The organism is Proteiniphilum sp., assembly GCF_040307845.1.
GTDB lineage: Bacteria > Bacteroidota > Bacteroidia > Bacteroidales > Dysgonomonadaceae > Proteiniphilum.
Genome location: NZ_JAWRIS010000018.1, coordinates 120,955 through 146,902 on the forward strand (window position 1 = coordinate 120,955; position 25,948 = coordinate 146,902).

Genomic DNA, 25,948 nt, shown 5'->3' on the forward strand with positions numbered 1-25,948 from the left:
TATTCACTTCGCGTTATTCGGCTTCGCCGTTATTTCCCGTTTTGCGGGATAATTCAATTACCACTGCATTACAACCGAATAACCATTGAATAACCATTGAATAACTACTGAATAACTTTTTTCCGGTCTATCAATTCATCCAACTGTTTCCGGTATTCATTGAACTTGTCCGATCGGAACTCTGAATAATTCATCTGTCTTCCGATATTGATCAGTTCTTTGAAGAAATCGGCCACTTTGTCGAAATGGTCAAACTCGAAATCGGTACGGCAAATATCTGTTACCAGATCCAGGATATATTTCTGCCGTTCTATGGGGGTTACCGAGTCGATATCATCGAAAGCATCCTGTTGTAATACGATAAAATCAATCAGTTCCGATTTCCAGAAGGTGATGTGATACGCTGTCGGTACGCCGTCATCACCCAGGATATTGATCTGCTCTGCAATCTCTTTCCCGCGCAATAAGCGGGTCTTGGCTTCATTTACCTTCTCTGTCCAGTCGGCCGAGATATGTTCCGAGATATATTCTTCAAATTCGGGATACTCGATATATTTGGAATAAGAGTCGATCGGGTTGATGGCCGGATAGCGTTTCTTGTCGGCTCGGTCCTGTTCGAGCGCGTAGAAGCAGCGGGCCACCTTTTTTGTGTTCTCGGTCACCGGCTCCTTGAGGTTACCTCCGGCAGGTGATACCGTACCGATAAAGGTGATGGAGCCTTCCTTGCCGTTGTTCAGGACCACGTGTCCTGCACGGCCGTAGAAGTTGGAGATGATCGCCGACAAGTCCATCGGGAACGCATCGGGTCCGGGAAGTTCTTCCAGGCGGTTACTCATCTCGCGGAGCGCCTGTGCCCATCGTGAGGTGGAGTCAGCCATCAGCAATACTTTCAGTCCCATGGAACGGTAATACTCTCCGATGGTCATGGCGGTATATACCGATGCCTCACGGGCGGCTACCGGCATGTTGGAAGTATTGGCCACTATGATGGTGCGTTCCATCAGCTTGCGGCCGGTATGGGGGTCGATCAGTTCCGGAAATTCGGTAAAGATTTCTACTACTTCATTGGCACGCTCACCGCAGGCGGCGATGATCACGATATCGGCTTCTGCCTGTTTGGAAATGGCGTGTTGCAAGACTGTCTTGCCGGTACCGAATGCGCCCGGGATAAATCCGGTTCCTCCTTCCACAATGGGGTTGAGGGTATCGATGGAGCGGACTCCCGTTTCCAGCAGTTTAGAAGGACGGGGCTTTTCCTTGTAAGCCGTGAGAGGCATCTTTACCGGCCAGCGCTGGATCATGTTCAGCTCGGTTGACTGGCCGTTGCTGTCTTCCACCACGGCGATGGTCTTATAAATAGTATATTCACCCTCTTGGGTGATACTTTTTACGGTGTATTCCCCTTTCATGGTGAAAGGCACCATGATCTTATGGGGTTGGAAATTCTCGTCCACCTCACCTAACCATGATCCGGCGGTCACTTTGTCACCGGGTTGGGCGATCGGTTGAAAATGCCATAACTTCTCTTCATCGAGCGGGAAGGTGTAATCCCCCCGTTTCAGGAAGATACCATCCATCTTGTCGAGGTCATTCTCTAACCCGTCAAGATTGCGTTGCAGCAGTCCCGGCCCCAGTACCACTTCGAGCATGTGTCCCTGGAATTCCACCTCAGTGCCTACGGTCAACCCGCGCGTGCTTTCAAACACCTGCACGTAAGCATTATTCCCGACCACCTTGATCACCTCCGACATCAAACGGGTGCCATTGAGGTCGATGTAGGCGATCTCATTCTGGGATACCGCACCGTCTGCTTCCACAATAACGAGATTGGATATGATTCCTTTAACTGTTCCTTTTGTTAGCATATATGATTCAATTTCATTAGGCGTTTTCTCTCAACGGCATAATCCAAACAAGTTTGTCTTCTGCTCGTATTGCTTAACGAAAACGTTATTTGTATTTTTTCTTTCTTCGTAAGTCGTACCAGTGCAACTAAAGCCTTCGTCTGATGATATTTTGCGACCTATTACAGATCTTCCGGTTTCTGTATTTCGTTTTTCAATTGTGCGATCAGTTCCCGGAAGACGCGTTCCCCCTCTTCCGCGTTGAGGCTTACCCACCGCTCCAATATCCTGAGCTTGCACAGATAGGCGAAAATATATTCGATATCGAAATAATCGAACAGGGTGTTGTCATCCAGCCAATTCCAGCGAAATTTGTCGATCTTGCGCTCCCGCTCGTAGATATCCGGTTCTTCGGCGATCCGAATGATATCATCATAATAGTCGAGTTCGCGGCTGATGCCGAAGTCTCGTGCGTTGGCATTTTCCCTTATCAATTGGGCGATTTCGTTATTGCCGACCACTACCTGGCTGATATCCATGCCGTATTTCCTTGCGAAGAGAGCCGAGAGGATATTGCCGATGTTGAGGTTCATTTCGAACCATCCGGCGATCAGGCTGTTCTTTACTCCCATGCCGTAGTCCGCGTACAACGAACTGATCAGGTCTTCCAGCGTTTTCAGGTGTCCTGGTATCTCTTCATCGAGCCATGCCCTGACCGCCTTTTCAAAATAGGGTGGCACCCGTTTGTTTTCTATGGTGTCTCCCTCTCTTACCTGCCGGATTACCTCTTCCAGGTCGGCGCGCGTGAGAATTCCCCGACTCTGCAATTCTTCCTCCTCTTTCTTTTCCAGTAACCGGAAAAGATTGTCGTTATCATAGGAGAGAAAATAGCTGTCCAGAAGCTTCTTGTTTTCCGGGGTAACGGCTTCGTCGAGCATCTCCCTGAACTCCTCTACGGAGAAGGGCAGTTTCATACTGTCGAAAGAGAAATCGGGCAGTCCGGATATAAAGTAGTAATATTGATTCTTGAAAATCATAGGCAAAGCCAATCCCTTGAAAGAGATTGATGAAAATTTTCAGTTTCTAAAAAAGGAGTTGTTGTATCTGGGGACGTAAAAATTCCCTGAAGTAGTTGACAAACTCTTCTTCCCCGAATTTTACTTTATAGGAACCATCTTCGGGAGCGAGGGTGAACCCGGTCTTGATGCCGTTTACCGACTCAATCTTCAATCCTTTGTCCAACAGGTCTTTGGAGTGAGAGGCGATATAGGATTTGAGCTCTTCCGGATTTTCCACGCCGACGGTCAGTGCGTCGTTTTTAGACCAGTTCCGAACCAACTCCAGGATTAATTTTTGCATGAACGATTTGTCTTCCACGGCAGCTTTTACCTGCGTGGCGGACAACTTGTCGGTCACCAGGTTGATGATCTCCGTTTTCAGTGCCTCTGAAGATTGGGCTGCATAGAGTTTTAACTCTGCCTCGGTGTTTTTTTTCAGTTCAACGCTCTCCTTTTCCGCAGAAGAGAGCAATTCTTTGGCCTTAATACGCGCAGCATCCAATATCTGTTGCTCCTGTGCCTGTGCTTCCGCAATAATCCTGTCGGCTTCCTCTTTGCCTTTTTCCACGCCTTCCACGTAAAGTTTTGACGTAAGTTCCTGAATTTTGTCCATATAATAGTATGTAATGAGTTTTTCTACTTCCTAAAGTTGACACTCTTCCCTTGTTGTGGGTTGATTGCCAGGCTATTTGGAAAATGTGAAAAGTGAAATCGCAAATTTACAAAAAAGAATGTATAATAGTTGTTTAATCATTTCAAAAAAACAGAATAGTTTTTTATAAATTTCAGGTTGCCTCTTTTCCGGCTGAACGGTTATTTTTTATAACCATTTCTTTTGGGAGCGTTTTCCCAATCATACAAAGTTATGGCATAGTGCTGTATCGTGTTTATACTAACTTGCCGAAATGAAAGTTTTAGGTTCCCAACCTTACAAAGTCAATACCCAAAAGTTGTTCATCATGATACGGTATTTATTTACTTTCCGGTTCCCTTTTCATTTCTCCGGCAATGAAACACCCCAGCAGTCCTCCGTACAGGGTGCCATAGACACAGTTTACCCACCATTCGCAGGAGAGAGGGTATGTGCCCCAGTATATTCCGAAATAGAACCAATAAACGGAGGCAATCAAAGCTCCGACGATCATGCTTAACAGGATTCTCCTGTTTTTACGGATAAATAACGGTGGGTTCATGCGATTATTCTATTTGTTATCAATATGGATGAAACTTGCGGTAATGGTATTCTTGGGGGAGACTGTTTACCGGGTTGTCCTTGCATATATGATCTCCAGATTACGTTGGGAAACAACCCCCATAATCCGGGCGACCTCCTTGCCATCGTGCAGGATCAGCGTGGTGGGTACTCCGGAGATCGTATACTTCTGTCCATATTCCGGGTAGTTGTCCGGATTCAGTTTGAAAAAACCTGTACGGTGTCGGTTATTCTTTGCCAGGAGATGGAGGGCGCCCTCCATCTTGTCGCAATGTTCCGAATTTTCCTGATAGAACAGCACAAAGCACCAGCGGGAGGAGAGACTGTCGGCAACGGACGTCCCATCCAGTTCGGTCAGGTATCCGGATGTTTGATCGGGTGACCTTCTTCTCAGATCCCGGATCCCCAGCCAACGGGTCAGCCCCGAGAACAGGATAATAGCTACAACAAAATGCCACGCTTTTAATTTCATATATTTCATTCTCTCTACTTGTCCTTTCTGTCCATTACAACTTACCTGCCGCTTTCAGATAATAAGTCTGGTTCAGCCATGAACGGGTCACAGCGTCAACATGATCCTTCCATGCACGTTGCCAGGTGGTTTGCGCTTCCAGGTAATCGGCAAGCGTTTCCATGCCGGTCTTATAGCGGTCTTCGCTTACCCGCATGTTTTCTTTTGCCTGGTCCAGAGAGCGACTGGTGAGTTGTACTTCGAGAATGGATTCATCCCATTTATCGAAAGCCTGTGTCAGTTCAAGTTCCATCTGTTGGGCAATGTCGTCCCGTTGTAATTGGACGATAGCCCGCTCAGTTTCGGCAGCACGGATCTTATTACGCCCTTCACCCCACTGGAATAGGGGAATATTGACGGAAACCATGGCTGAGAAAGACGCCCCGTCAAGGAGTTTATTACCGTTCAATTCCATCCCGTTGATATATCCGTAATTAGCTGCAACGCCTACCTGGGGAAGAAAATCACTGCGGGTAAGGTTGATTTCCTGTTCTTTCAGCTGCATCTGTTGCTCAAGCATGGCATATTCGGGGCGGGAAGTGTAATCGGACAGATACCTGTTTTCTAAGGCGATAGATTCGTCGAATGATTCAGGTAGGGATATTTCACTGTCGAGTGGAAAACCGATTACATAACAGAGATTTTTACGTGCCAGCCTGTGTCCGTTTTCAGCCTGCCGCAGCTGTAATTCGGCTTCATTGACCTTTACCTGCACTTTTAGCACATCATTCTGATGCTTCATCCCGACTTCCTGTGCATTCTGTACATCCCGCATAAGTTCTTTGACCACGCGTTGGTAAGACTCCGCCAGGTTGACCAGTTCCCTCGTCTTTGCATAAGTCCAGTAGGCTTCATCAGCTTTTACAATGATTTCCGCACGGGAGAGTTGCTCATTCAGTCCGGCAATTTTATTTCCTATCTGTGCCATCCGGTAGGCAGACGTTATTTTACCACCCATGTAAATAGGTTGTTCAGCGCGCAATCCGGCCATCCACGTATTTTTCAGTTTCATTAAAATGTCCAGGCCGGGAAAAAGGGCATATTGGTTGAAGATGGGATTCCCATCAGATCCCATGACAGGGTTCCCGTCCGGACCATGAAGGATGTTCGGTACCAGCTGACCCGTTGCCGGATCGGGAACATAAGTAGGAAGATAACCCCCTTCAAAGCGGGTGTTCAACTTCGTATTGGAATAAAGATAGTTCCCCGAGGCAGAGATTTTGGGGAAGTAATTGGCCTTGTATGCTTTTAAGGTGTATTCGGCCTTTGCTTTGTTACGGGATGCTATGGATATCGCCTTATTGTTCTCCAGTGCCAGCTCCCGGCATTGGTCGAGGGTCATTTCCCGAACTGACAGGGAAGCTTTTTCCGGTTTATCGGCGGCTTTTCTCCCTTGTTCTTCCGCGGCACTCATTTCCTGCGCCCATGAAAGAGTAGGGACAAATAATGAGCAGAAAATCAATATTATTATTTTGTTTAGTTGCATATTTTTTTAAGTGAAAACTAAAAGTGAAAAACTAAAAGTGAAAAATTAAATCACCCAATCATCTCTATTTCCCGAAGGTCGGGACAAGTTGTCAAGATTTATCGGGATTGGCACATTAATCAATCTTAATCTTAAAGAACAGCGCATATAACACCGGGATAAAAAGCAGTGTGATCAGCGTGCCGACCAGCAATCCTCCCATGATTACCACGGCGGCGGGACCGAATAGCGAATCGCCCAATAGTGGGATCATCCCCAGGATGGTTGTCAGCGAAGCCAGCATCACCGGGCGAAAACGGCTTTCAGAACTGTCCATCAGTGCTTTTATCGGTTCCACTCCGTTTGATATCTGTAAAGTGATCTCGTCCATCAGCACAATACCGTTCTTGATGAGCATGCCTACTAATCCCAGTGCTGCTACTATGGCGACGAACCCGAATGTTTTACCGGACAGGAGCATCGAGGCGATGATGCCGATAAAGAGCAGCGGCAGACAAAGGATGATGATGAGAGGTTTCTTATAATCTTTGAAAAGCATGATCAGGATGCCAATCATCAGGATAACCGCAAAGGGATAATATTTGAAGAGGTATTTCATTGACTCGTCGCTCGCACTCCGTTCCCCTTCCCATTTCATGCTGTAGCCCGCGGGCAGGTCGATACTTTCTATCTGCTGTGCGATGGTCTGGCGGGTATTTTCTACCGCCTCTCCCGATATGGGATAGCATTGCACGCGCATGGCACGTTCGCCATTGCTGCGGATAACTACAGGTTCTTCCCAGTCGATATAGACTCCGTTGGACGTCTGGCTAAGGGGGACGGTTTCCAGTATCGATGCCAGCACATCTTCTTCCGAGATAGCCCCGGTCATTAATCCCTGCAAGGTTTGACGGTCTAAGCCGGTCAACGAAGGCAGCATGTTGAAGACAGGCGTATGCTCGATCGACTCTATGGCGTTGCCGTCTTTATCGACACATTTCACGGTAATGGTCTTGCTGTCGATGCCGTCATAGAAAACGCCGGTGGGTATTCCGTCCGTCGCGCTCATGATCGACAAGCCGACATCCTGGCGGGTTAAGCCTATGTTCCGTGCCACCGGTTGGTTGTAATCCACCATCAATACCGGCACTTTGGGTTCCCAGTCGGTGGTGGGCATATATATCACAGGGCTGGCGTTGATGATTTCCGTTGCCTGTGCCGACAAACTCCTGAGCACTTCGGGATCGGGACCGCGGAATTCAATCTCGATAGGGAATTTCTTGTACATCAGGTTATAGCGTTTTACCCGGATATAGGCGTCGGGGAAATGCATGTTGAGATAATCCTGTATTTCATCGATAGAAGCGACGAGGGCTTTGGGTGAAGTGTAATCCACGATCAACTCACCATAAGAGAGCGACGGGTCGGCAATGCTTCTGACCAGGTTGTAACGGCTGGGTGTACCGCCGATGGATGTGGTGACATGGGTGACATCTTCACGGGCGAGCAAGTAGTCTTCTATTTCGCTCAGGTCGGCTTTTGTCTTTGTACTGTTGAGTCCTTCCTGCAATTTATATTCTATATAGAGCTGGTCGTAATCCATGTCGGGGAAAAATCCTTGTGGAAGGAGACGGAAGAATAATAGGCTGACGAGTACCAGCGCGACTCCCGTACCCAATGTAATGAGGCGATGCGACAACGTCCAGTTCAGTACTCTCCGTAAGGCCCGGTAATATTTGTTGTCGTAAGGATCTTTCTGTTCTTTGCCTTCTTTTACTTTTAACGATCTGTCCGCCATAATAGGAACCATCGTCAATGCGATCACCCAACTCAACAGAAGTGAAACCGCCAGCACGATAAACAGGTCACGTACATAAATTCCGGCCGTGTCGGGCGACAGGAAGATGGGCCAGAATGCCAGCACTGCGATCAATGTGGCTCCCAGTAACGGCATTGCCGTTTTTTTGCCGATGGAGGTCAACGCTGTTTTTCGTTCCACTCCCCGCTCCAGGTCAATCTGGATACCGTCGAGTATTACAATGGCATTATCCACCAGCATCCCCATTGCCAGTATGAATGAGGCCAGCGAAACCCGTTGCAGGGTGCCGTCGAACATTTGCAGTATCATCAGCGAACCGAATACAGTAACAACCAGGCTTAAGCCTAAGATGAGTCCGCTCCTGAACCCCATTGAGAAGATAAGTAAAAGCACCACGATAAGTACCGATTCAATCAGGTTGACCATAAAGGAATTCAATGCCGTGTTGACCCTTTCGGGTTGGAAGAATACCTTGTTCACTTCCATGCCGGCAGGCAGCCGCTCGTCCACCAGTTTTTCCACCACTTCATTTACCTTTTTGCCTATTTTTGTGATATCAGTTTCACTTAAAGCGGAGATGGAGATACCCAGCGCTTGCTTTTTGTCGTACCTCAGTTCATTGCGGACGGGACTTGTATTTTCTTCAGTGATGCGGGCAATGTCGCGCAGCCGTAACTGGTCGTTTTCATGCCCCTGCAGCAAGAGGTCTCCGATATCATCCACCGTCCTGTACCTGTCATTGACCGATACCCGTATGCGTGCGTCGCCGCTTTCGTAGTAGCCGGAATAGATGGTGCGGTTCTGGCCGTTCAGGGTGGAGAGCACTTCTGCGGGATGTACACCCAGGTTGGCGAGTTTATCTTCATAGAGTTCTATGTTGATGGATGTTTCCTGTTTCCCGTAGAGGGTTACATTGGATATCCCCTCTGTTTTCAGGATTTCCTTTTTGATCAGTTCCGCGTATTTCCCCGCCTCTTCATGGGTATATCCCTCAAAGGTGAGGGCATAAACCATACCGTAGACATCGCCAAAATCATCCATTACAACGGAAGGGGAGGCTCCCTCGGGCAGATTGGCCTGCACATCGCTTACTTTTCGGCGAAGAAGATCCCAGTACTGCTCCACCTCGTTGTTCTGCACCAGTGTGGTCAATTCGACCGTGATCATGGATACGTCATTCATCGAGCGGCTATACACATCGCCGATCCCTTTCATGGAACGGATGCTCTTTTCCAGCATATCGGTCACTTCGAGTTCCACCTGGTGGGCCGAGGCGCCGGGATAGAGCGTGACGACGGTTGCTGTCTTGACCTTCAGTTCCGGATCCTCCAGCTTACTCATATTATAGTAAGCAGCCATGCCGCCGACTACCAGTACGACGAGCAGGAAATAAATCAGTTTCCGGTTACCCAATGCCCAGTTTCCTACGTCATTCATAACAAGCCTCCTACGTTGGTTTCAGTCGTTTGGGGTAACAGTTCGACTTTTTCCCCGTCCGACAGATGGTGGACTCCTGCTGAAACAACTTTTTCGCCGGCACGCAATCCTTCCGAGACGGTCAGGGTACCGTCGGTCATTATTTCGGAGATGCGGATAGCGCGGGCATTAACCCTTTGTTGCGTTGAATCATACACCCATACCGTGGGGCTGTTATTGATTTCAAACACGGCGTTAAGAGGGATGGAAACCATGGTGGCGTTCTCCGGCTTGTATTGGATTGTCACCATAGTGGACATGCCGGGTGAAGGTAATGGCGAATCAGGTTCTTTATTGAACCGGAGACGAACGGTATAAAGCTGGTTCAGGTTTGCTTTCCGGTTGATGGCGATGAGTTCCAGCGGGAAAGTGCGGTTGGGGTAGAGTTCAAAATAGCAGCTGTAAGAGTCGAATTGGTCGCGTTGGATAAACTCACCTGCGGGAATATAGATCTCTACTTCCGGTGTTCCGGCACTGATCATTGAAAAGACAGGCATCCCGGCGCTGATTGTTTCGTTGCTGTCAAAATAGCGCTTTTGGATGTACCCGTCGAAGGGCGCTTTCAGCTTCGTATCCGATAAAGCGTTTTTGTGGGCGTCATATTTGGCGGTGATTTGCTGTAATCCCGATACGGCTTTGTCGTAATCGTTTTCCGATACACTTTGTCTTTCATGGAGTTGGATTATCCGTTCCGCTTCCGCCTTTATCTGTTTATATTCTGCTTCTGTAGCCGACAGTTGTACCGCGTAATCGCGCGAATCCATTTCGGCTATCACCTGCCCTTTTCGAACAAATTGTCCTTCCGTTACATTGATCTTTGTGATCGGTCCGCTTATACGGAAAGCCAGATTCACCTCTGATGCTGCTTTTACCTTACCCGGGAAGGAAACGGTTTTTTTTTCGCCATAGGTTATGGCGGAATCTACTTTTATCGTTTTAATCACTTCTTTCTGTCCCTTATGCTGCTTGCATCCGGTAAAAACCAGAAGCGATGCGCACAGACAGATAAATACAATCTTCTTCATATGACTAAAGTTAATATATTTCTCTTATTGATCCGTGGATTACCCAATCGCTGAAATTTCAAATCATTTCTGATTTTTTGGTGAATCGATTTTGTTTTAAGCGCAAAGGTATGGGTAACGTTTTGTATAAATATGTCCGTTCTTTCAATAAAAATGTTCAAATACGGAAATAGATATTTAATAACAACGTTTTTTATCTAAATAATGTTTATTTTTGGAATATAAATAATAGTAAAATGAAACGAACGACTTCGGGACAACATACTTTTAAACGTCTTTCTTTTAACAAGGAGGGCAATATTTATTTTGAGAGTTTCGTATTGAAAGGAAGTGAGAAGGATATGCTTGGAGTGGAACAGTTTCCCCGGGTTGTCGATGCGGCAGGTTTATGTATTTGCCTGGAAGGGAAAGGAGAGGTGGGTATCGGTGCGCAGAGTTATCAGATGAAAAAAGGGGATATGAGTGTGATTCTTCCCAATGATATCCTGTTTATAAATAAGATAAGTCCCGATTTCAAGGGCTATACGCTGGCTTGCACCCCCGATTTCTTAAGCAATGCCGAAATTCCCATACCTTCCAGGACACCCATCTACCTTTTTATCAAAGACAATCCGTGTGTCTCATTGGAAAAGAATGAGCAGGACGACCTGGTAAAACTGTGTGAATTTCTGGATGAATATGATTCCAGGAAAGACCATCCCTGTCGGCAAGAAATCTCAAGGAACCTGGGTTATGCCATTATTTATGAGGTAATCGGCATCTACAAAAATAAACAACCGTTACGTCAACAACCTTATTCCCGGAAGCAGGCATTGTACTTTGAGTTTGCTCAATTGATCACAAAACACTACAAGGAACAGAAAGATATTGAATTTTACGCTGAACAACTATGTATCACTTCCCGCTATTTATCGGTCGTATGTAAAGATATCAGAGGAACGACGGCCAAAGAATGTATCGATTTGCACATCATGGTGAACGCGCGTATTTTGCTTACCACTACAACTATGACCATTCTCCAGATATCGGATGAACTGAATTTTGCCAATCCCTCATTCTTCACCCAGTATTTTAAAAAACGAACCGGGGTAACTCCTAAAAAATACAGAATTGTAAATAGGCCGACATAATGGATGGTCCGATGGATACCATTCTGATAACAAGTGGATTGATGAAATTGTCAAAAAGATAGTGACCGGTAAATTTCGGGAATATCGCTTTTTTAAAGTAATTTTGCGCCAATGGACAAAAGGATTTTTAAGCTTGCCCTTCCCAATATCATCACCAATATCACTGTTCCCCTGCTGGGAATGATTGATATTGCCATTGTCGGGCGTCTGGGTTCGGCCGTTTATATCGGAGCCATTGCGCTGGGTGCCAACATTTTTAATATGATCTACTGGAATTTTGGATTTTTGCGGATGAGTTCCAGTGGTTTTGCCTCCCAGGCATTGGGTGCCCGGAATTTTCCGGAGGTGATGAACGCTTTTATCCGTTCGTTGGCGATTGGTGTGGGTGCAGGATTTTTAATTATACTGCTGCAGTATCCAATCGGTCTGTTGGCCTCCAGTCTTATACAGTCGGGGCCGGAATCAATCGAATATGTGATGACCTATTTCCGTATTGTAGTGTGGGGAGCACCGGCAGTATTGGGTATGTATGCATTCAAGGGATGGTTTATTGGTATGCAGAATGCGAGGATTCCGATGTTCATCGCTATCCTTAATAATCTGCTGAATATTGTGTTGAGTATCCTTTTTGTGTTTGGCTTCGGGATGAAGATCGAAGGGATTGCGCTGGGAACCACCCTTTCACAAGTCATCTCATTGATGGTTGCCGCCGGTTTCTGGTGGAAATACTATCGCCGGTTGCGGAAATATATACGCAAAGAAACGATTTGGGACAGACAGGCCATACGGGAGTATTTCAGGGTGAACGGCGATATTTTTGTCCGCACTTTCTTATTGACCCTGGTAACCACCTTCTTTACTTTTGCCTCTTCCGGGATGGGAGAGACTATATTGGCGGTAAATGCTTTGTTGATGCAGTTCTTTATGCTTTTCTCCTATTTCATGGATGGTTTTGCCTATGCTGCCGAAGCGTTGACCGGCCGGTTCTATGGGGCAAAGAACCGGGAGTACCTGCAATGGATGATCCGCAGGGTTTTTTTCTGGGGATTGATGGTGAGCCTGGTGGCGGTAGTCGTCTATATGCTCTTTCCCGATCCTATATTGCGTATCATGACCAATGACCTTGCTATTATCGGGCATACCAAAGATTTTATGTTCTGGACAATACTCATCCCGATTGTCGGTTTTGCCGCTTTCCTGTGGGATGGCATCTTTATCGGTGCCACCGCCTCCGCCGAGATGCGCAATGCGATGATCGTTTCATCTATTGTCTTTTTCGCCTGCTATTTTATCATGACGCCACTGTGGGGAAACAACGGCCTCTGGTTGGCTTTTATCCTTTATCTTTTTGTGCGGGGAGCAACGCAGACCCTCTGGGCGAAGAAAGCACTCCGGTTCCCAACCCACGTTATATAACGTTCGCTTAACGTTGTTTTGCCTGCTTGATAGGTAACTTTGCCGTGAAACTTTATATTAAACGGAAAAATATGAAAAGAGTATTTTTATTATCGCTTCTGCTGGTGATCCTCTCTTCGGGGAGCTATGCCCAGCAGATACCGCCTGTTCCCGTCGATGACCAGGTGAGGACCGGCCAATTGGATAACGGATTGACTTACTACATCCGTGAGAACAAACTACCCGAAAACAGGGCTGACTTCTACATTGTGCAGAAGGTGGGCTCTATCCTGGAGGAGGAAAACCAGCGCGGACTGGCGCATTTCCTGGAACACATGGCATTCAACGGTACCAAAAATTTCCCGGGAGGGGAGGAGGGAAGAAGCATCATCTCCTACCTCGAAACCATCGGCGTGAAATTCGGTACCAACCTCAATGCCGGCACGGGGATGGATGAAACCATCTATAACATCAACGACGTGCCCGTTACCACATCCGGCGCGGTGGAGTCGTGCCTGCTGATCCTGCACGACTGGTCGAATGCGCTGCTGCTCCGGGAGAACGACATCGACAAGGAGCGTAAGGTGATCCATGAGGAGTGGCGTACCCATAGTGATGCTTCGCAGCGTATCATCGAGTCGGTGGCGCCGTCAATTTTCAAGGACAGCAAGTATGCCCACCGGATGCCTATCGGACTGATGAGCGTGGTGGACAATTTTGAGCCGCAATTGTTGCGGGATTATTACCACAAATGGTACCGTCCCGATCTGCAAGGAATTATCGTGGTGGGTGATATCGATGCCGGTGAGATTGAAAAACAGATCATCGAAATTTTTTCACCGGTTGCATTGCCCGAAAATGTGGCAGAGCGTGTGTACGAGCAGATTCCCGATAACGATGAACCCATTGTCGCCCTCGCTGTCGATAAGGAACTGCCGATGAATAACATCATGGTCGCCTATAAAAGAGACCAGGTACCCAACGAACACAAAACCGGGATAGACTACCTGGTGACAGATTATGTCACGGAGATGATCGGACAGATGTTGAACGAGCGCCTGCAGGAGATGCTACAGAAGAGTGAAACGCCGTTTGCCTTCGCCATCGTCAGGAACGGTGCCTATTTCGGTGTCGGGACCAAAGACGCCCTGCAACTGATCGGAGTTGCCAAGCCCGGGCTGGCCGACACTACCATCGCCACCCTGATGCGTGAAGTAAAAAGGGCGAGTGATTTCGGGTTTACCGCAGGTGAATATGAGCGCGCCAAAGCCAACTACTTGAGCGGCCTTGAAAAACTGTATAACGAGCGAGGCAAACAGTTGAATAACTTCTATGTGCAGCAATATGTAGCACACTTCCTGAAAAACGAGCCGATCCCCTCTATCGAAGACCGTTATAACATGATGAACCAGTTGGTACCGCATATCCCATTGGAAGCGGTGAACCAAACCATGCAACAACTGCTTACCGAAAAAAACCGGGTGGTAGTGCTGATGGGAAGTGAGAAGGAGAAAGATACCTATCCCTCGGAGGATACGATCCGTGGCATTATCGGGCAGGTCGATCACGAAGTGCTCGCCGCCTATGAGGACGACACGGTGGCCGAACCGTTGATGGCAACCCTGCCCGCGAAAGGCAGCGTGATAAAAGAGGAAGCGGATGCCGGTAAAGGCACGACTGTATGGACTTTGTCCAACGGGGCAAAAGTGATAGTGAAGCCGACCGGTTTCAAGCAGGACGAGATACTGCTGCATGGGTTTGCCACGGGTGGCACGTCGGTGCTGGATGACCAATATATCGCCGAGATCAAGTTGATGGACGATGCCGCTTCGGTTGGAGGTCTGGGCAATTTCAGCGCCACTGCCCTGAAACGGAACCTTGCCGGCAAGAATGCGGAAGTGAGCTTCAAGGCAGATACGTTCAACGAACAGGTCAACGGAAAGAGCAGTGTAAAAGATCTGGAGACGATGATGCAACTTCTTTGGCTGAACTTCACTGATGTGAGGAATGATGATGAGGCGTGGCAATCCCTCGCCGGAAGGCTAAAAGGCATATTGCCCACGTTGCTCAATAATCCCGATTTCGTGTTTGCCGATTCGCTGATGAATACCATATACATGCGCAATCCCCGCTTTTCATTGCCTACCCTGCAGGAGATTGAAACGGCGGATTACGGGACATTGCTCGACCTGTACCGATCACGGTTCGAGAATACGGGTAACTTTACCTTCACTTTTGTGGGAAATATCTCTCCCGAAGAGTTAAAGCCGTTGGTAGAGCAATATATCGCCTCCCTGCCCGGCACCACTTCCGGAAGTCAACCACCCAGGGAGATAGCCACCAGACAAGGTGCCTGCCGCAATCATTTCTCCCTGCCGATGGAGACGCCCAAAGCGTCTACGGCTATCATCTATACGGGGGAGATGGCGTATACCCCGGAGAATATCATCAAATTGGATGCGCTCGGACAGCTTTTCCGGATGGAATTTACCGAGAAGATCCGTGAAGAGGAGGGTGGAACTTATGGCGTACGGGTACATCAGGAAGCCGAGAAATTGCCCAGGGAAGGATTTACTTTGCAGTTCCAGTTCGATACCGATCCCGCTCGTCGCGACGGATTGGTGGAGGCGATGGACAATATCACGGCCGGTATCCGGCAAAAAGGCCCCGATGCCGGAATGGTACAGAAAGTGAAAGAGTATATGTTAAAACAACATGCCGACGACCTGAAAAAGAACGAATACGCGTTGCGCAATACATGGCAGTACTATGTGCATGGAATTGATCTGGAAACGGATTGGGTGAAACAGGTGAACGACTTGTCGAGCGACACACTACGGCAATTTGCCGAACAACTGTTTGGACAGGACAACCGTATAGAGGTCTCCATGACTCCCCGGTAAAGAACTAAGAACTAAGAGCTAAGAGTGGCGGGCGATACAGTGCTTGTCACTCTTTTTCCAGTTTCAGCCCTTTCGCCCGTTCATTCACGATTTTAACGGACTTGTCTTCCGAGAGGTATTTACGCAGTTTGGATATGAACACATCGAGGCTGCGTGAGGCGAATACCGGATCATTGTCCGGCCAGAACCGTTCCAGGATTTCCGGACGAGGTACCAGCCGGTTACGGTTTTCATGAAAGAGCAGGAGCAGTTGCGCTTCACGGGATGTGAGTCTCTGCGTTATCCTGTTATTGAACGACAGCGTTTCATTTTCCGGGTCAAAAACGTATCGGCCTATGTGTATGTGCCGGTTGTTCCCGGTTATGCCACTGTTCTCACCATCAGATTGTAATACTGTTTCACTCTCTTTTTGTGTGCGTTTCATGATGGACTGAATGCGATAGTGAAGCTCTTCTGCAATATAGGGTTTCTTTACATACTCGTCGATACCCGCATGATAGCCCTCACGCAGGTCTTTGGGCGAAGTGAGGCCGGTAGCGAGCAGGATAATCACCTTTTTGTCTTTTTCACGGACAGCACGTGCCAGTGCAAAACCATTCATCTCCGGCATCTGTACATCGGAAACAATGACATCAGGACGAAACCACTCATAGAGGGGTAGGGCCTCCTTTCCGTTAGCAGCCCATCGCACCTCGTACAGGTCGAGCAGTTCCAATCCTCCCTGCACAGCATAAGCACATGCCTCGTCATCTTCTACCAGCAGCAGTTTTATCATCATTGGTCATCTATGGGTTTGTTGAATTGTATCTCCTCGAACGGGAGAAATAACTCGAAGAGCGTGCCCTCTCCCTTTTTGCTGTATAGATTCACTGTTCCGTGATGCGCCTCCGCCACACTCTTCACATAGCTGAGTCCCAGCCCGAAGCCGGTCGCTTCTTTTCTTTTCACAGCTTCCCCACGTTCAAATTTATTGAAGATGGTCTGCAGGTTGGCAGAGGAGATACCATAACCATTGTCTTTTACCCCGATATGCAGGCCGTTTTCCTTTAGCCGGCAGTCAATTTCAATTTCAACCGTTTCTCCCGAATACTTGACGGCATTGTCTATCAGATTGCTGACCGCGTTATGGAGCATTGTTTCATCTGCGTTGAAAAGGATATTGTCAGGTTGGAAACAGGTAGAGAACCGTACCTCTTTTTTAGCCTGCATAGTGAACTTTTCCACCAATTGCCGGATAATTTGTACCACATCGGTTGGTTTAATAGTCGGAGAGAGAGGCGATTGTTCAGCCCGTGCCACCGCAAGGATACGGTCTGTGAGGGCTTGCAGGTTTACGATCTGCAGTTGTGCAAGGTCGATGTATTTATTTCGTTTTTCCGTGTCCGCGACCACTTTGTCATCCTTCATCAAGGCGTTCATCTGGTAGATGGTTTGCAACGGCGAGGCCATATTGTGTATGAGGGCGTTCGAAAAGTCGGTTTGTACTTGCCGCAGGTGCCGTTCGTTAGTAAAGGAGCGCATCACGAAGAAAAGTGTATAACCGACGAAAAGAATCAACAGCAATGAAAGGATGAGGGCGAACAGCATCTGCCTGAAGATGGCGCGGTAGGGAGATACAAGCAATACCTGCACTCCTTCACTTCCATCCATCCGTATGGGGATGATCTCCGAAGCCATGGCTCCCTGTAATTTCCCCTCTCCTTTTGGATGGGTACTTTCCAGCACTTCTCCCGTCTTAGGATTGAGGCGGTTGATAATAAATTTACCGTGAAGTTTTTGCTTGGCAATTTCTGTATGGAAAATAGTATCAAGTATATGGAGTGAAATAAAATGATTTTTTCTTGCAAAAAGGTCCTGCAATAAAAGCTGGGGAGTTCCAAAAGATCCTGTTTCGTAATCTTGTTCTACAGTACCAAGCTCTTCGTTTGCTATAAAATTCGCATTTGCTCTGATAATTAGTTCTTTATTAACAGAAGTGTTGAATATATCGCTAATTTGAGCATGTAATTGCTTTTGCGTTAACTGGTATGCATTTGCCATCCATAACCCTTGTAATAGCAGGACCACAGCTATTGCACCATAAGTAAGCACCCGTATATATTTTACAGATTTCATAGCTATCGGAAAACTGTTGTCGAACAAAGATATTATTTTTTTATTAATGTTAGGCAAGAAATTTAAAAAAATATACTCATTTCACTTCGAAACCTAAAGTGATAATGAATTATTTAAAAAGAATAGAGGTTTGTAATATTAACGTGGTATAGTTTTTTCTTTCAAGATCAGTGTTATAGCATGCTTAACGTTATTAACCTAAGTTATATAAGATATTGTTAACCTGCTGTGCAAATCACGCTTTGTAATTTTGAGGTGTAGTAGTGAAACAAATTATTATAACATTTAAAAAATGAAAGAAATGAAAGAAATGAAACAATCAGAAAACACATCTTTTTATGTACTTGAGAAAAATGAATTAGAAAATATTTATGGAGGAGGAGTTACAATCACTTATTATATTGATGAGCATGGTAATATAAAGGCTAAAGCAGTAGTAAATTAAAAATCCACTCACGGTGAGTAGATAATAACCAATTAAAATTTTGAACAATGAACAAAAAGGTAACAATGAAAAGGATGTTGGCTTTAACTAACGAAGAAGTGATGAGTACATTGGGTGGTTATGCACCACCTGAAGGATGGTGGGATGATGTATTGAATCCTCCGAGTGAACCAAAGCCGATAGATCCAAAGGATTTAATATACTGGTAATTTCTATTGTTGGAAATTTAAAAATGAAAAATTTAGAATCAGAAACAATTATTAAAACAAAAAACAATGAAAAGAATAAATTATTTAATTATCTTCGTGGGTATAGCTGTAATAGTGTTTTCGGCGTGTAATGAAAAATTAGATTCAACCTTTGAGTCTGACGTATATGAAGAGCAGGTCGAAATGCCTGTGATATCTGATAATTCAATTGAATTGTATAAAAATTTTAAACAGTTTATAGCTGATAGAGATGCAGGATCTCTTCAACAGATAATCACTTATTTAAATGAGAAAGATGATAATCAATTATTAACAACAAGAAGTTTTGCAAATAAAATAGATGTTTTTAATAATTATCTCTTAGAGAATGGAATAATAGAAGAGCAACTGTCTGATTTTTTAGAAGAGAATCCCGATGAAATGACTAAAGTTGTTGAACTTGTATGTTCTTCTGAATTTAGTGATTTCTATAATAAATTAAAAAACATATCTTTAACTGAAGAAAATGTTTTTTCGAGTCAAATTTATGATGAAGTACAGTTGACACATTTGGAGAAAACAATGTTATTATTGCTCCTTTCTTCGGATATGGATATTGATTCTCAGACCCGCTCTTTTAAGAGTTGTGTGAAAAGATATGCAAAACTCACAGGCATAGCTTTGAAAGCCATAGCGATATCAACAGTTGATCCGGTAGCTGGAGCTGAATATGCATCAGGAGAGTTGGGGAATATGGGATCTGAATATGACTGCTGAAAATTTTAAAAATAAATGACTTATGAATAAAATGCGGAGTAAAATAATAGATTATTTTTATTATCTTGCGACAATTATCATTCTAATATTCGCTGTGATGTTTTTTTTTAAGGGAAAAGATGTCATAATTGAGAATGCATTATTTTTAATATCGGCTTTTGTCGTGTGGATGATTCTACTCAATATCAAGATATATAGGGAAAATAGAGGTAGAATCGAGAGGAGAAAAAGATTCTTTACGACCAATGATAATGATAAATTAATTTAATACTTAATTTCTTTCTGAAAATGGTTACAGTGCATAAGCACGATATAAATACATTTTCAGTAATCTTCTTTCAATGGGCAATCTCAGAGTTAAATTCATTCAGGAGATTGGAATTTGGTGCGCTATAGTTTTTGTAGATTGGGGAAGTATGGCCTATTAAGTGGGGGATATTTGCTATTTGGGAGAAGATTTAATAACCACTTTATTAGCCAAATGAAAACATTACCACAAAACTTGATGCAGGATTGCCTGGAGTCATATATCTACAAGCATACCACAAAATCGCAGACCATATATATAACGGTATTGCTGGCAATAATTGTCTGTCTTGTATTACTCCCGTTGATATATGTGGATGTGACTGTGCAAAATGCAGGTATGGTGCGGCCTGTGAATGAACGAACCGAAGTAAAAGCCTCCGTTTCGGAATGGGTGGACAGCGTGTATGTACGCGAAGGCAGCCGTTTACAGCAAGGAGATACTATTTTACGCTTGCGTGCTGATAACCTGTTGGCGCGTAAATTGCTCCTTCAGCAAAAAATGGGCGATTTAAACCGGCAACTGGCCGATTTGGGACAACTGGCACAGGGGAATGCCCCGCAACATTTTGCTTCGGGCGTGCGTATGCAGGAAAACGTGTATTACATGAAACGAAAGAATGAATTGGAAACATTGCAGGAGAAAGCCCGGAATGAACATGCACGGAACAAGCAACTGTTCGATAAAGAAGTTATCTCACCTGATGAATACGAACAGTATATGTTTGCCCTTCGAAAAGCTGAAAATGAATATTCATCCCTCGTCAATAACCAGTTGAGCGTGTGGCAGACCGACAAAAACAGCCTTACTATGAACCGTGCGGAATTACAGAGTTCGTTGGATCAACTGCAGAAAGAGCACGAAATGCATTACGTCACCAGTCCCGTAAGCGGGACGCTTGAACAATTCTCCGGCATATATAAAGGTAACAGCATCTCGGCCGGCCAGACATTGGGTGTGGTGAGCCCCGATTCGACCCTCTATGCCGAGGTATATGTCTCTCCCCGGAATATCGGGTACCTGCATGAAGGCATGCCGGTGAACGTGCAGGTAGAATCATTTAACTACAACGAATGGGGTACAATTAGTGGAACGGTACGTGAGATATCGAGCGATTTTTATTATGATAGCAACGCACAAACCAGTTATTACAAAGTGAAATGTGAACTGGGCCGTGATTATCTTACGTTGAAAAACGGACGCAAAGGACAGCTTAAAAAAGGGATGACCGTGTATGCCCATTTTATACTCACACGCCGTAGCCTGTTCGACTTGCTCTACCAGAAGATAGACCACTGGATCAATCCCACACAGTACAATTCCTGATCAATTTTCTTCAATCTCTCCATAAATGAAACGAGGAACCAAAATAAAACAACACGACATTACCGATTGCGGCCCTGCTTGCCTGGCATCTATATGTGCCTACCATGGTTTACGGTATCCCATCGCGAAAATCCGGCAGTATGCCTTTACCGATCAGAAAGGTACGAACCTGCTCGGCCTGATTGAAGTAAGCAAGCGTCTCGGTCTGGAAGCGCGGGGGGTAAGGGGTGATTACGATACGCTGATACAGCACGGTGTATATCCTGCCATTGCCCATATCGTGGTGAAAAACGCCCTGCACCATTTTGTGGTGATCTACAAGGCGGATCCTAAGCATATCCATGTGATGGACCCGGCGGATGGCAAGATGCATAAACTGACCCGTGAAGAGTTTGAAAAGGAGTGGTCGGGCATCCTGTTACTTATAAAAAAGGATGAATCGTTTCAGGGAGGGAAACAGACCCAGAGCGTGATGCGCCGTTTCTTGGGACTTTTGTTGCCTCATAAGGCATTGATGTTCCAAGCATTGTTTGGCGCCATCATATTCAGCATATTGGGTTTGTCCACATCGGTATATGTGGGCAAGATCACCGACTATGTGCTGATAGATAAGAACTACAATTTGCTGCACCTGATGGGAATCATTATGATTTTGATCATTTTGTTACGGACATTTATCGGCTCCATGAAAAGCATACTGGCACTGCGTACCGGGCAGCATATCGACGCGGTGCTGATTTTAGGGTATTATAAACATCTTCTTACACTTCCACAGCAGTTTTTCGACACGATGCGCGTGGGAGAAATTATTTCGCGTGTGGGCGATGCCGTCAAGATCAGGAATTTTATCAACAATGTCTCCATCGACCTTGTCGTGAACGTGATGATCCTTTTCTTCTCTCTTTGCGTGATGTTCGTTTACTCATGGCAACTGGCGTTGATCACCCTTGCTTCGGCGCCATTGTTCCTTATTATCTATGTTGGTTTTAACCGCTTAAACAGAAAATACCAGCGCCGGATAATGGAATCGAATGCCGAGCTTGAAAGCCAGCTGGTAGAATCCATCAACTCCATCAATACCATCAAACGGTTCGGCGTGGAAGATTTTGCCAACGTGAAAACCGAAAACCGTTTCGTACGCTTGTTGCGGAATACATTCCGCAGTATTTACGGGGCTATTATTGCACAGGGCGGTATCCAGTTTGTCTCTTCGGGTATAACCGTAGCGGTACTTTGGGTGGGTAGCACGCTTGTTATTAAACAACAGATTACCCCGGGAACGTTGATGCTGTTTTATTCGCTGGTGGGTTATGTGATTGGCCCTGTAGGATCGCTTATCACGGCGAACCAGACCGTGCAGGATGCCGTGATTGCGGCAGACCGCCTGTTCCAGATCATGGACCTGGAACGTGAGGAGCAAGCGGGAGAACACAAACAAAATCTTTGGCGGAGCAGTATCGGTGATATCACATTGGATCATGTGTCGTTCCGGTATGGATCGAGAAAGCAGGTGTTTACCGACCTGTCGCTGGTGATTCCGAAAGGAAAGACAACTGCCATTGTGGGAGAAAGCGGTTCGGGAAAAACCACGCTCATCTCGCTGTTACAGCATATCTATCCGATTCAGGGCGGAAGTATCCGGATCGGGAAATACGACATAAAGCAAATCACCAATGAAAGCCTGCGTGAACTTGTGGGTACGGTGCCGCAGCAAATTGAACTGTTCGCGGGAACTATCCTCGAAAATATCGCTTTGGGAGATTTCCAGCCGGACGTGAAGCGGGTTTCAGAAATTACGGAGCAACTGGGCTTGGGTGATTTTATCAGAAGTTTACCGAACGGATTTGCCACCTATATCGGCGAGCACGGGGCTTCCCTTTCGGGCGGCGAAAAACAACGCATTGCCATTGCCCGTGCCCTGTATAAAGACCCGGAGGTGCTGATCTTTGACGAAGCCACCTCCTCGCTTGACTCCATCTCCGAGAAATATGTAAAAGAGACATTGAATGACCTGGCCGCGAAAGGAAAAACCATCATTGTGATTGCCCACCGGTTGAGCACGGTGCGCGATGCCGACAATATCGTGGTATTGGAAGAGGGCAGGCTTGCCGAACAGGGTTCTCATGATAGCCTGTTACAAAATAGAGGTGTCTATGCCAAATTGTGGAATGAACAATTTAACGTTATCCGATGAACAGGGAAAGGCTACATATTTTGTTTCTCATTGTTGTTACAGGGTGCATGACGTTGAATGCACAGGAGAAATGGACACTGGAGCAATGTGTGCAATATGGTCTGGAGAATAATCTTACTCTTATGCAAATGCAGGGAGAGAAAGATCAACTGCTGGTCAGACAGGGCGCCATAAGGAACAATCGTTTGCCGGGTGTGGAAATGAATGCTTCCCAGCGATTTAATTTCGGGCGTTCGCTAAACCGCGAAAATGTTTATGAGGACATAAATTCCTATACCACGGTAATGGAACTGAATGTGGAACTACCGCTGTTCGACGGCTTCCAGACCCGGAATGCCATCCGTGAGAATAAAATGGAGGTCCGCGTATCGGAAGAGGATATGGCTGCCCAAAAAGATGAATTGGCGCTTAATATCACCAATCTGTTCTACCGGGCGGCAATCTATAAGGAGGTGTATAAGATCGCGCTTGAACAGAAAAAACTTACTGGAGACCAGCTTCAACAGAGCAAGAGCAGGGTTGAAGCCGGAATGGCTCCCAAGGGATTGTTACTGGATATGGAAGCCCAGTATGCGGAGGATGAATTGACCATAGTGGAGGCAAAGGGAAATCTGGACAGGGCATTGATTGAATTAGCCCAGTGGATGAATATGACGGAGAGTGTGGAAACATTTGACGTGGCTATCCCTTCCGTGCCGGATAACCGTATTGCACTATCTGCCGGTAATGAAATTCATACAGACCGTTTTCCGCAATTACGTTCCGCGCAGTTCCTTTTGGAAGGGATGGGATGGGCATACCGCAAAACCCGGTCAGGGTATTTCCCGATAGTATCCTTGGGAGGGAGTATTGGAAGCAGTTACTATAATCAATCGGATATGCAGAATTCCCCATTTTCACGGCAGTTGAAAAATAACCGACAGTCGTACATTTATATAGCCTTGCGGGTTCCTTTATTCGACAAATTTGTCACCAGAAGCAATTTACGCATAGTGAAGGCGGAGATGGGGAACCAATCCTTCAAGATAAAGGAAATAGAGAACACGTTGCATTCGGAAGCACTGAAAATAAAGGCAGACCTGATAAATTCACAACAGAAAGTGGTTACGGCAAACCAGTCGGTTGCAGCCCATAGTGAGGCTTTTCGTTTTGCGACCGAGAAGTTCAGTGCCGGAAAGATATCGGTTTATGAACATCTCCAGGCAAAACAAAAGCTTGCGAATAGCCAATCACAGGCAGTTCAGGCAAAGTATGAACTGGCATATAAACTGGCAGTGTATGATTATTACTATAATCGTTGATCGAATAGAAGACTAGATTATTACAGGAGGTATATTATGACACTTTTCCAACAAATTGACCGGATGAAGTATATCCATCATCTTATCAGTAAGGAACGAACCGGAAACCCGGAGTATTTTGCTTGTAAGTTGCAACTCAGTAAAAGGCAACTTTTTAATATTTTAGAAGAAATGCGCATTTTAGGGTTGGATATCCGTTACAGTAAAATGAGAGAAACGTATTATTATAATGGGGATAAATACCTCGATATTTCCTATTCTTTGAAAGAATTATCAGAAGAGGAAGTAGAAAATATCTATGCAGGCATGATATTTTTCCCAAAGTGCAATTTTATTTCACTCTACCCCGCTAATTTTACTTCCGTAATTTAGAGGCGCGCAAATAAATTACAAGAACAACTTTATTATTAACAATTTAAATGTAATTTTGTATGAAGAATTTAGAATTTATGGAGCTGAATGCTCAGGAGTTGGAAGAAGTGAATGGGGGAATAATTGGTTGGGTGATTGCAACTTTAGTAACATATGTTGTTATGGACGTAGTAATGAACCCTAAAAGTGCATGGGCAGAAATAGAAGCAGGTTATAACAGTTATTAAAAAGAAGACAATATGAAAAAAGAAATTCTAGAATTCGAAGAAATAACCATCAAGGAAATGTTAAACACGAATGGTGGTTCCGTGAGTGAAGGTACTGGAGGTTTTTTAAGATGGTTGGGATGGTTATTTGCATATCACAATGATCCATATAATAAAGCAGCTTGGGAGATGACGCATAAAATATAATACTAAAAATTCAACAGTAGGTAATTTATTACCTACTGTTGGTAATAAATAATTATGAAGAAAGTACTACTAGGAATTACGCTTGGAATAGTAATTTGGATCTCAATAAATTGTATGTTATATTATAATAGAATGGGAATAATAACACTTGATGCACTTTGGATACAATCAAGATCAGCCTTAGCTGGTGGATTTTTTTTGTTTGTATTATATTTACTAGTACGCAAAATCAAAAAATGAATTCTGTTCACTAGTGTCCCGTTAAGGTGAATTAGTTTGGGTTGTACTAATTTCTCTTATCAAGAATTGTATTTGAATATGAAATGTGGCGCACTCTATTACTCTTATAATCAAACGAATGCATGTTACACCTAAAATGCTTGTCGTTCCAACTGAAGACAGCTTTGATCCATCTTATGGCAGAACGGAAAGGCGGCAAAGAAAGACAGACCGCTTAGTAAGGGCATATAATAACGAGGGGTAATAATCTAAATGGATTTTGTCAACATGCATTGGTAACAGAATCAATAATGAGTCCCCTTTAAAAAGTAGTAAAAATTAGTATTCGTTCTCTTCGGGATGATTTTTTCATTCCGAAGAAGTCGATAAAAATAGAAAGTCGGTTTGAAAAACGGGATATTATCTTTTCGATATAGCCGTTGAACAACCGC

General features: G+C 45.3%; 22 protein-coding genes. 12 read left to right on the top strand and 10 right to left on the bottom strand.

Translation table 11 applies throughout. From position 1 onward, the window contains the following. Positions 1–104: 104 nt before the first annotated feature. From ABV001_RS04270 to ABV001_RS04305, 8 genes are all read right to left on the bottom strand, one after another. The gene (locus ABV001_RS04270) at positions 105–1,865 is read right to left on the bottom strand and encodes a V-type ATP synthase subunit A (RefSeq protein WP_294081251.1); all 1,761 of its coding nucleotides are present in this window, start codon (positions 1,863–1,865) and stop codon (positions 105–107) included. Between the two features lie 161 nt (positions 1,866–2,026). Further along, complete coding sequence (locus tag ABV001_RS04275; protein ID WP_352421681.1) at positions 2,027–2,881, bottom strand: DUF2764 family protein; 855 nt, start codon at positions 2,879–2,881, stop codon at positions 2,027–2,029. 46 nt (positions 2,882–2,927) lie between these two features. Then, positions 2,928–3,515, bottom strand: a complete 588-nt coding sequence (locus ABV001_RS04280; protein ID WP_294081249.1) for a hypothetical protein — start codon at positions 3,513–3,515, stop codon at positions 2,928–2,930. A gap of 358 nt (positions 3,516–3,873) precedes the next feature. Then, positions 3,874–4,095, bottom strand: a complete 222-nt coding sequence (locus tag ABV001_RS04285) for a hypothetical protein (RefSeq protein ID WP_352421682.1) — start codon at positions 4,093–4,095, stop codon at positions 3,874–3,876. A gap of 66 nt (positions 4,096–4,161) precedes the next feature. Further along, the gene (locus ABV001_RS04290; protein ID WP_352421683.1) at positions 4,162–4,587 is read right to left on the bottom strand and encodes a thioredoxin family protein; all 426 of its coding nucleotides are present in this window, start codon (positions 4,585–4,587) and stop codon (positions 4,162–4,164) included. 34 nt (positions 4,588–4,621) lie between these two features. After that, a complete protein-coding gene (locus ABV001_RS04295; protein WP_352421684.1) occupies positions 4,622–6,112 on the bottom strand; it encodes a TolC family protein in 1,491 nt (496 codons plus the stop codon). A gap of 115 nt (positions 6,113–6,227) precedes the next feature. Next, entirely contained in the window at positions 6,228–9,347 is a 3,120-nt protein-coding gene (locus tag ABV001_RS04300) for an efflux RND transporter permease subunit (RefSeq protein WP_352421685.1), read from the bottom strand. Continuing rightward, positions 9,344–10,411 (bottom strand): efflux RND transporter periplasmic adaptor subunit, encoded by a 1,068-nt coding sequence (locus tag ABV001_RS04305; RefSeq protein ID WP_352421686.1) that lies wholly within the window; start codon positions 10,409–10,411, stop codon positions 9,344–9,346. The genes ABV001_RS04300 and ABV001_RS04305 overlap by 4 nt, the downstream gene beginning before the upstream one ends. Before the next feature lie 236 nt (positions 10,412–10,647). Between ABV001_RS04305 and ABV001_RS04310 the strand changes: the two genes are divergently transcribed. The 3 genes from ABV001_RS04310 to ABV001_RS04320 all read left to right on the top strand — a co-directional run bounded on the left by ABV001_RS04310 (position 10,648) and on the right by ABV001_RS04320 (position 15,839). Continuing rightward, complete coding sequence (locus ABV001_RS04310) at positions 10,648–11,541, top strand: AraC family transcriptional regulator (protein WP_352421687.1); 894 nt, start codon at positions 10,648–10,650, stop codon at positions 11,539–11,541. A gap of 111 nt (positions 11,542–11,652) precedes the next feature. Then, positions 11,653–12,957 carry an MATE family efflux transporter gene (locus tag ABV001_RS04315; RefSeq protein ID WP_352421688.1) on the top strand — a complete coding sequence of 435 codons (1,305 nt, stop codon included), beginning with the start codon at positions 11,653–11,655 and terminating at the stop codon, positions 12,955–12,957. Between the two features lie 71 nt (positions 12,958–13,028). Further along, a complete protein-coding gene (locus ABV001_RS04320) occupies positions 13,029–15,839 on the top strand; it encodes a M16 family metallopeptidase (protein WP_352421689.1) in 2,811 nt (936 codons plus the stop codon). A gap of 46 nt (positions 15,840–15,885) precedes the next feature. Here the strand turns inward: ABV001_RS04320 and ABV001_RS04325 are convergent, their stop codons facing one another. Further along, positions 15,886–16,617 (bottom strand): response regulator transcription factor, encoded by a 732-nt coding sequence (locus tag ABV001_RS04325; protein ID WP_352421690.1) that lies wholly within the window; start codon positions 16,615–16,617, stop codon positions 15,886–15,888. Continuing rightward, the gene (locus ABV001_RS04330; RefSeq protein ID WP_352421691.1) at positions 16,614–17,954 is read right to left on the bottom strand and encodes a sensor histidine kinase; all 1,341 of its coding nucleotides are present in this window, start codon (positions 17,952–17,954) and stop codon (positions 16,614–16,616) included. Before ABV001_RS04330 ends, ABV001_RS04325 begins: the two co-directional genes overlap by 4 nt. A 292-nt stretch (positions 17,955–18,246) precedes the next feature. Between ABV001_RS04330 and ABV001_RS04335 the strand changes: the two genes are divergently transcribed. The 9 genes from ABV001_RS04335 (at position 18,247) to ABV001_RS04375 (ending at position 25,277) form a co-directional block, all read left to right on the top strand. After that, entirely contained in the window at positions 18,247–18,399 is a 153-nt protein-coding gene (locus tag ABV001_RS04335; RefSeq protein ID WP_352421692.1) for a bacteriocin, read from the top strand. Positions 18,400–18,464: 65 nt separating this feature from the next. After that, complete coding sequence (locus ABV001_RS04340) at positions 18,465–18,608, top strand: hypothetical protein (protein WP_352421693.1); 144 nt, start codon at positions 18,465–18,467, stop codon at positions 18,606–18,608. Positions 18,609–18,674: 66 nt separating this feature from the next. Next, complete coding sequence (locus tag ABV001_RS04345; RefSeq protein ID WP_352421694.1) at positions 18,675–19,364, top strand: hypothetical protein; 690 nt, start codon at positions 18,675–18,677, stop codon at positions 19,362–19,364. A gap of 481 nt (positions 19,365–19,845) precedes the next feature. Next, positions 19,846–20,997, top strand: a complete 1,152-nt coding sequence (locus ABV001_RS04350) for an HlyD family secretion protein (protein ID WP_352421695.1) — start codon at positions 19,846–19,848, stop codon at positions 20,995–20,997. A 25-nt stretch (positions 20,998–21,022) separates the two neighbouring features. Continuing rightward, complete coding sequence (locus tag ABV001_RS04355) at positions 21,023–23,191, top strand: peptidase domain-containing ABC transporter (RefSeq protein WP_323424012.1); 2,169 nt, start codon at positions 21,023–21,025, stop codon at positions 23,189–23,191. Then, positions 23,188–24,492 carry a TolC family protein gene (locus ABV001_RS04360; RefSeq protein WP_352421696.1) on the top strand — a complete coding sequence of 435 codons (1,305 nt, stop codon included), beginning with the start codon at positions 23,188–23,190 and terminating at the stop codon, positions 24,490–24,492. The genes ABV001_RS04355 and ABV001_RS04360 overlap by 4 nt, the downstream gene beginning before the upstream one ends. Before the next feature lie 63 nt (positions 24,493–24,555). After that, positions 24,556–24,864, top strand: a complete 309-nt coding sequence (locus ABV001_RS04365) for a hypothetical protein (RefSeq protein ID WP_352421697.1) — start codon at positions 24,556–24,558, stop codon at positions 24,862–24,864. A gap of 59 nt (positions 24,865–24,923) precedes the next feature. Beyond that, the gene (locus tag ABV001_RS04370; protein WP_323424009.1) at positions 24,924–25,091 is read left to right on the top strand and encodes a class IIb bacteriocin, lactobin A/cerein 7B family; all 168 of its coding nucleotides are present in this window, start codon (positions 24,924–24,926) and stop codon (positions 25,089–25,091) included. A 12-nt stretch (positions 25,092–25,103) separates the two neighbouring features. Continuing rightward, positions 25,104–25,277, top strand: coding sequence for a hypothetical protein (locus ABV001_RS04375; protein ID WP_323424008.1), 174 nt, complete (start codon positions 25,104–25,106; stop codon positions 25,275–25,277). Positions 25,278–25,948: the final 671 nt, after the last annotated feature.

Bases quoted from the DNA above. Each gene is read 5' to 3' on its own strand.
- ABV001_RS04305 (WP_352421686.1), bottom strand. From the start codon at position 10,411: ATGAAGAAGATTGTATTTATCTGTCTGTGCGCATCGCTTCTGGTTTTT.
- ABV001_RS04280 (WP_294081249.1), bottom strand. From the start codon at position 3,515: ATGGACAAAATTCAGGAACTTACGTCAAAACTTTACGTGGAAGGCGTG.
- ABV001_RS04335 (WP_352421692.1), top strand. From the start codon at position 18,247: ATGAAAGAAATGAAAGAAATGAAACAATCAGAAAACACATCTTTTTAT.
- ABV001_RS04275 (WP_352421681.1), bottom strand. From the start codon at position 2,881: ATGATTTTCAAGAATCAATATTACTACTTTATATCCGGACTGCCCGAT.
- ABV001_RS04375 (WP_323424008.1), top strand. From the start codon at position 25,104: ATGAAAAAAGAAATTCTAGAATTCGAAGAAATAACCATCAAGGAAATG.
- ABV001_RS04295 (WP_352421684.1), bottom strand. From the start codon at position 6,112: ATGCAACTAAACAAAATAATAATATTGATTTTCTGCTCATTATTTGTC.
- ABV001_RS04285 (WP_352421682.1), bottom strand. From the start codon at position 4,095: ATGAACCCACCGTTATTTATCCGTAAAAACAGGAGAATCCTGTTAAGC.
- ABV001_RS04270 (WP_294081251.1), bottom strand. From the start codon at position 1,865: ATGCTAACAAAAGGAACAGTTAAAGGAATCATATCCAATCTCGTTATT.
- ABV001_RS04350 (WP_352421695.1), top strand. From the start codon at position 19,846: ATGAAAACATTACCACAAAACTTGATGCAGGATTGCCTGGAGTCATAT.
- ABV001_RS04290 (WP_352421683.1), bottom strand. From the start codon at position 4,587: ATGAAATTAAAAGCGTGGCATTTTGTTGTAGCTATTATCCTGTTCTCG.
- ABV001_RS04370 (WP_323424009.1), top strand. From the start codon at position 24,924: ATGAAGAATTTAGAATTTATGGAGCTGAATGCTCAGGAGTTGGAAGAA.
- ABV001_RS04330 (WP_352421691.1), bottom strand. From the start codon at position 17,954: ATGAAATCTGTAAAATATATACGGGTGCTTACTTATGGTGCAATAGCT.
- ABV001_RS04325 (WP_352421690.1), bottom strand. From the start codon at position 16,617: ATGATGATAAAACTGCTGCTGGTAGAAGATGACGAGGCATGTGCTTAT.
- ABV001_RS04345 (WP_352421694.1), top strand. From the start codon at position 18,675: ATGAAAAGAATAAATTATTTAATTATCTTCGTGGGTATAGCTGTAATA.
- ABV001_RS04355 (WP_323424012.1), top strand. From the start codon at position 21,023: ATGAAACGAGGAACCAAAATAAAACAACACGACATTACCGATTGCGGC.
- ABV001_RS04300 (WP_352421685.1), bottom strand. From the start codon at position 9,347: ATGAATGACGTAGGAAACTGGGCATTGGGTAACCGGAAACTGATTTAT.
- ABV001_RS04310 (WP_352421687.1), top strand. From the start codon at position 10,648: ATGAAACGAACGACTTCGGGACAACATACTTTTAAACGTCTTTCTTTT.
- ABV001_RS04360 (WP_352421696.1), top strand. From the start codon at position 23,188: ATGAACAGGGAAAGGCTACATATTTTGTTTCTCATTGTTGTTACAGGG.
- ABV001_RS04365 (WP_352421697.1), top strand. From the start codon at position 24,556: ATGAAGTATATCCATCATCTTATCAGTAAGGAACGAACCGGAAACCCG.
- ABV001_RS04340 (WP_352421693.1), top strand. From the start codon at position 18,465: ATGAAAAGGATGTTGGCTTTAACTAACGAAGAAGTGATGAGTACATTG.
- ABV001_RS04320 (WP_352421689.1), top strand. From the start codon at position 13,029: ATGAAAAGAGTATTTTTATTATCGCTTCTGCTGGTGATCCTCTCTTCG.
- ABV001_RS04315 (WP_352421688.1), top strand. From the start codon at position 11,653: ATGGACAAAAGGATTTTTAAGCTTGCCCTTCCCAATATCATCACCAAT.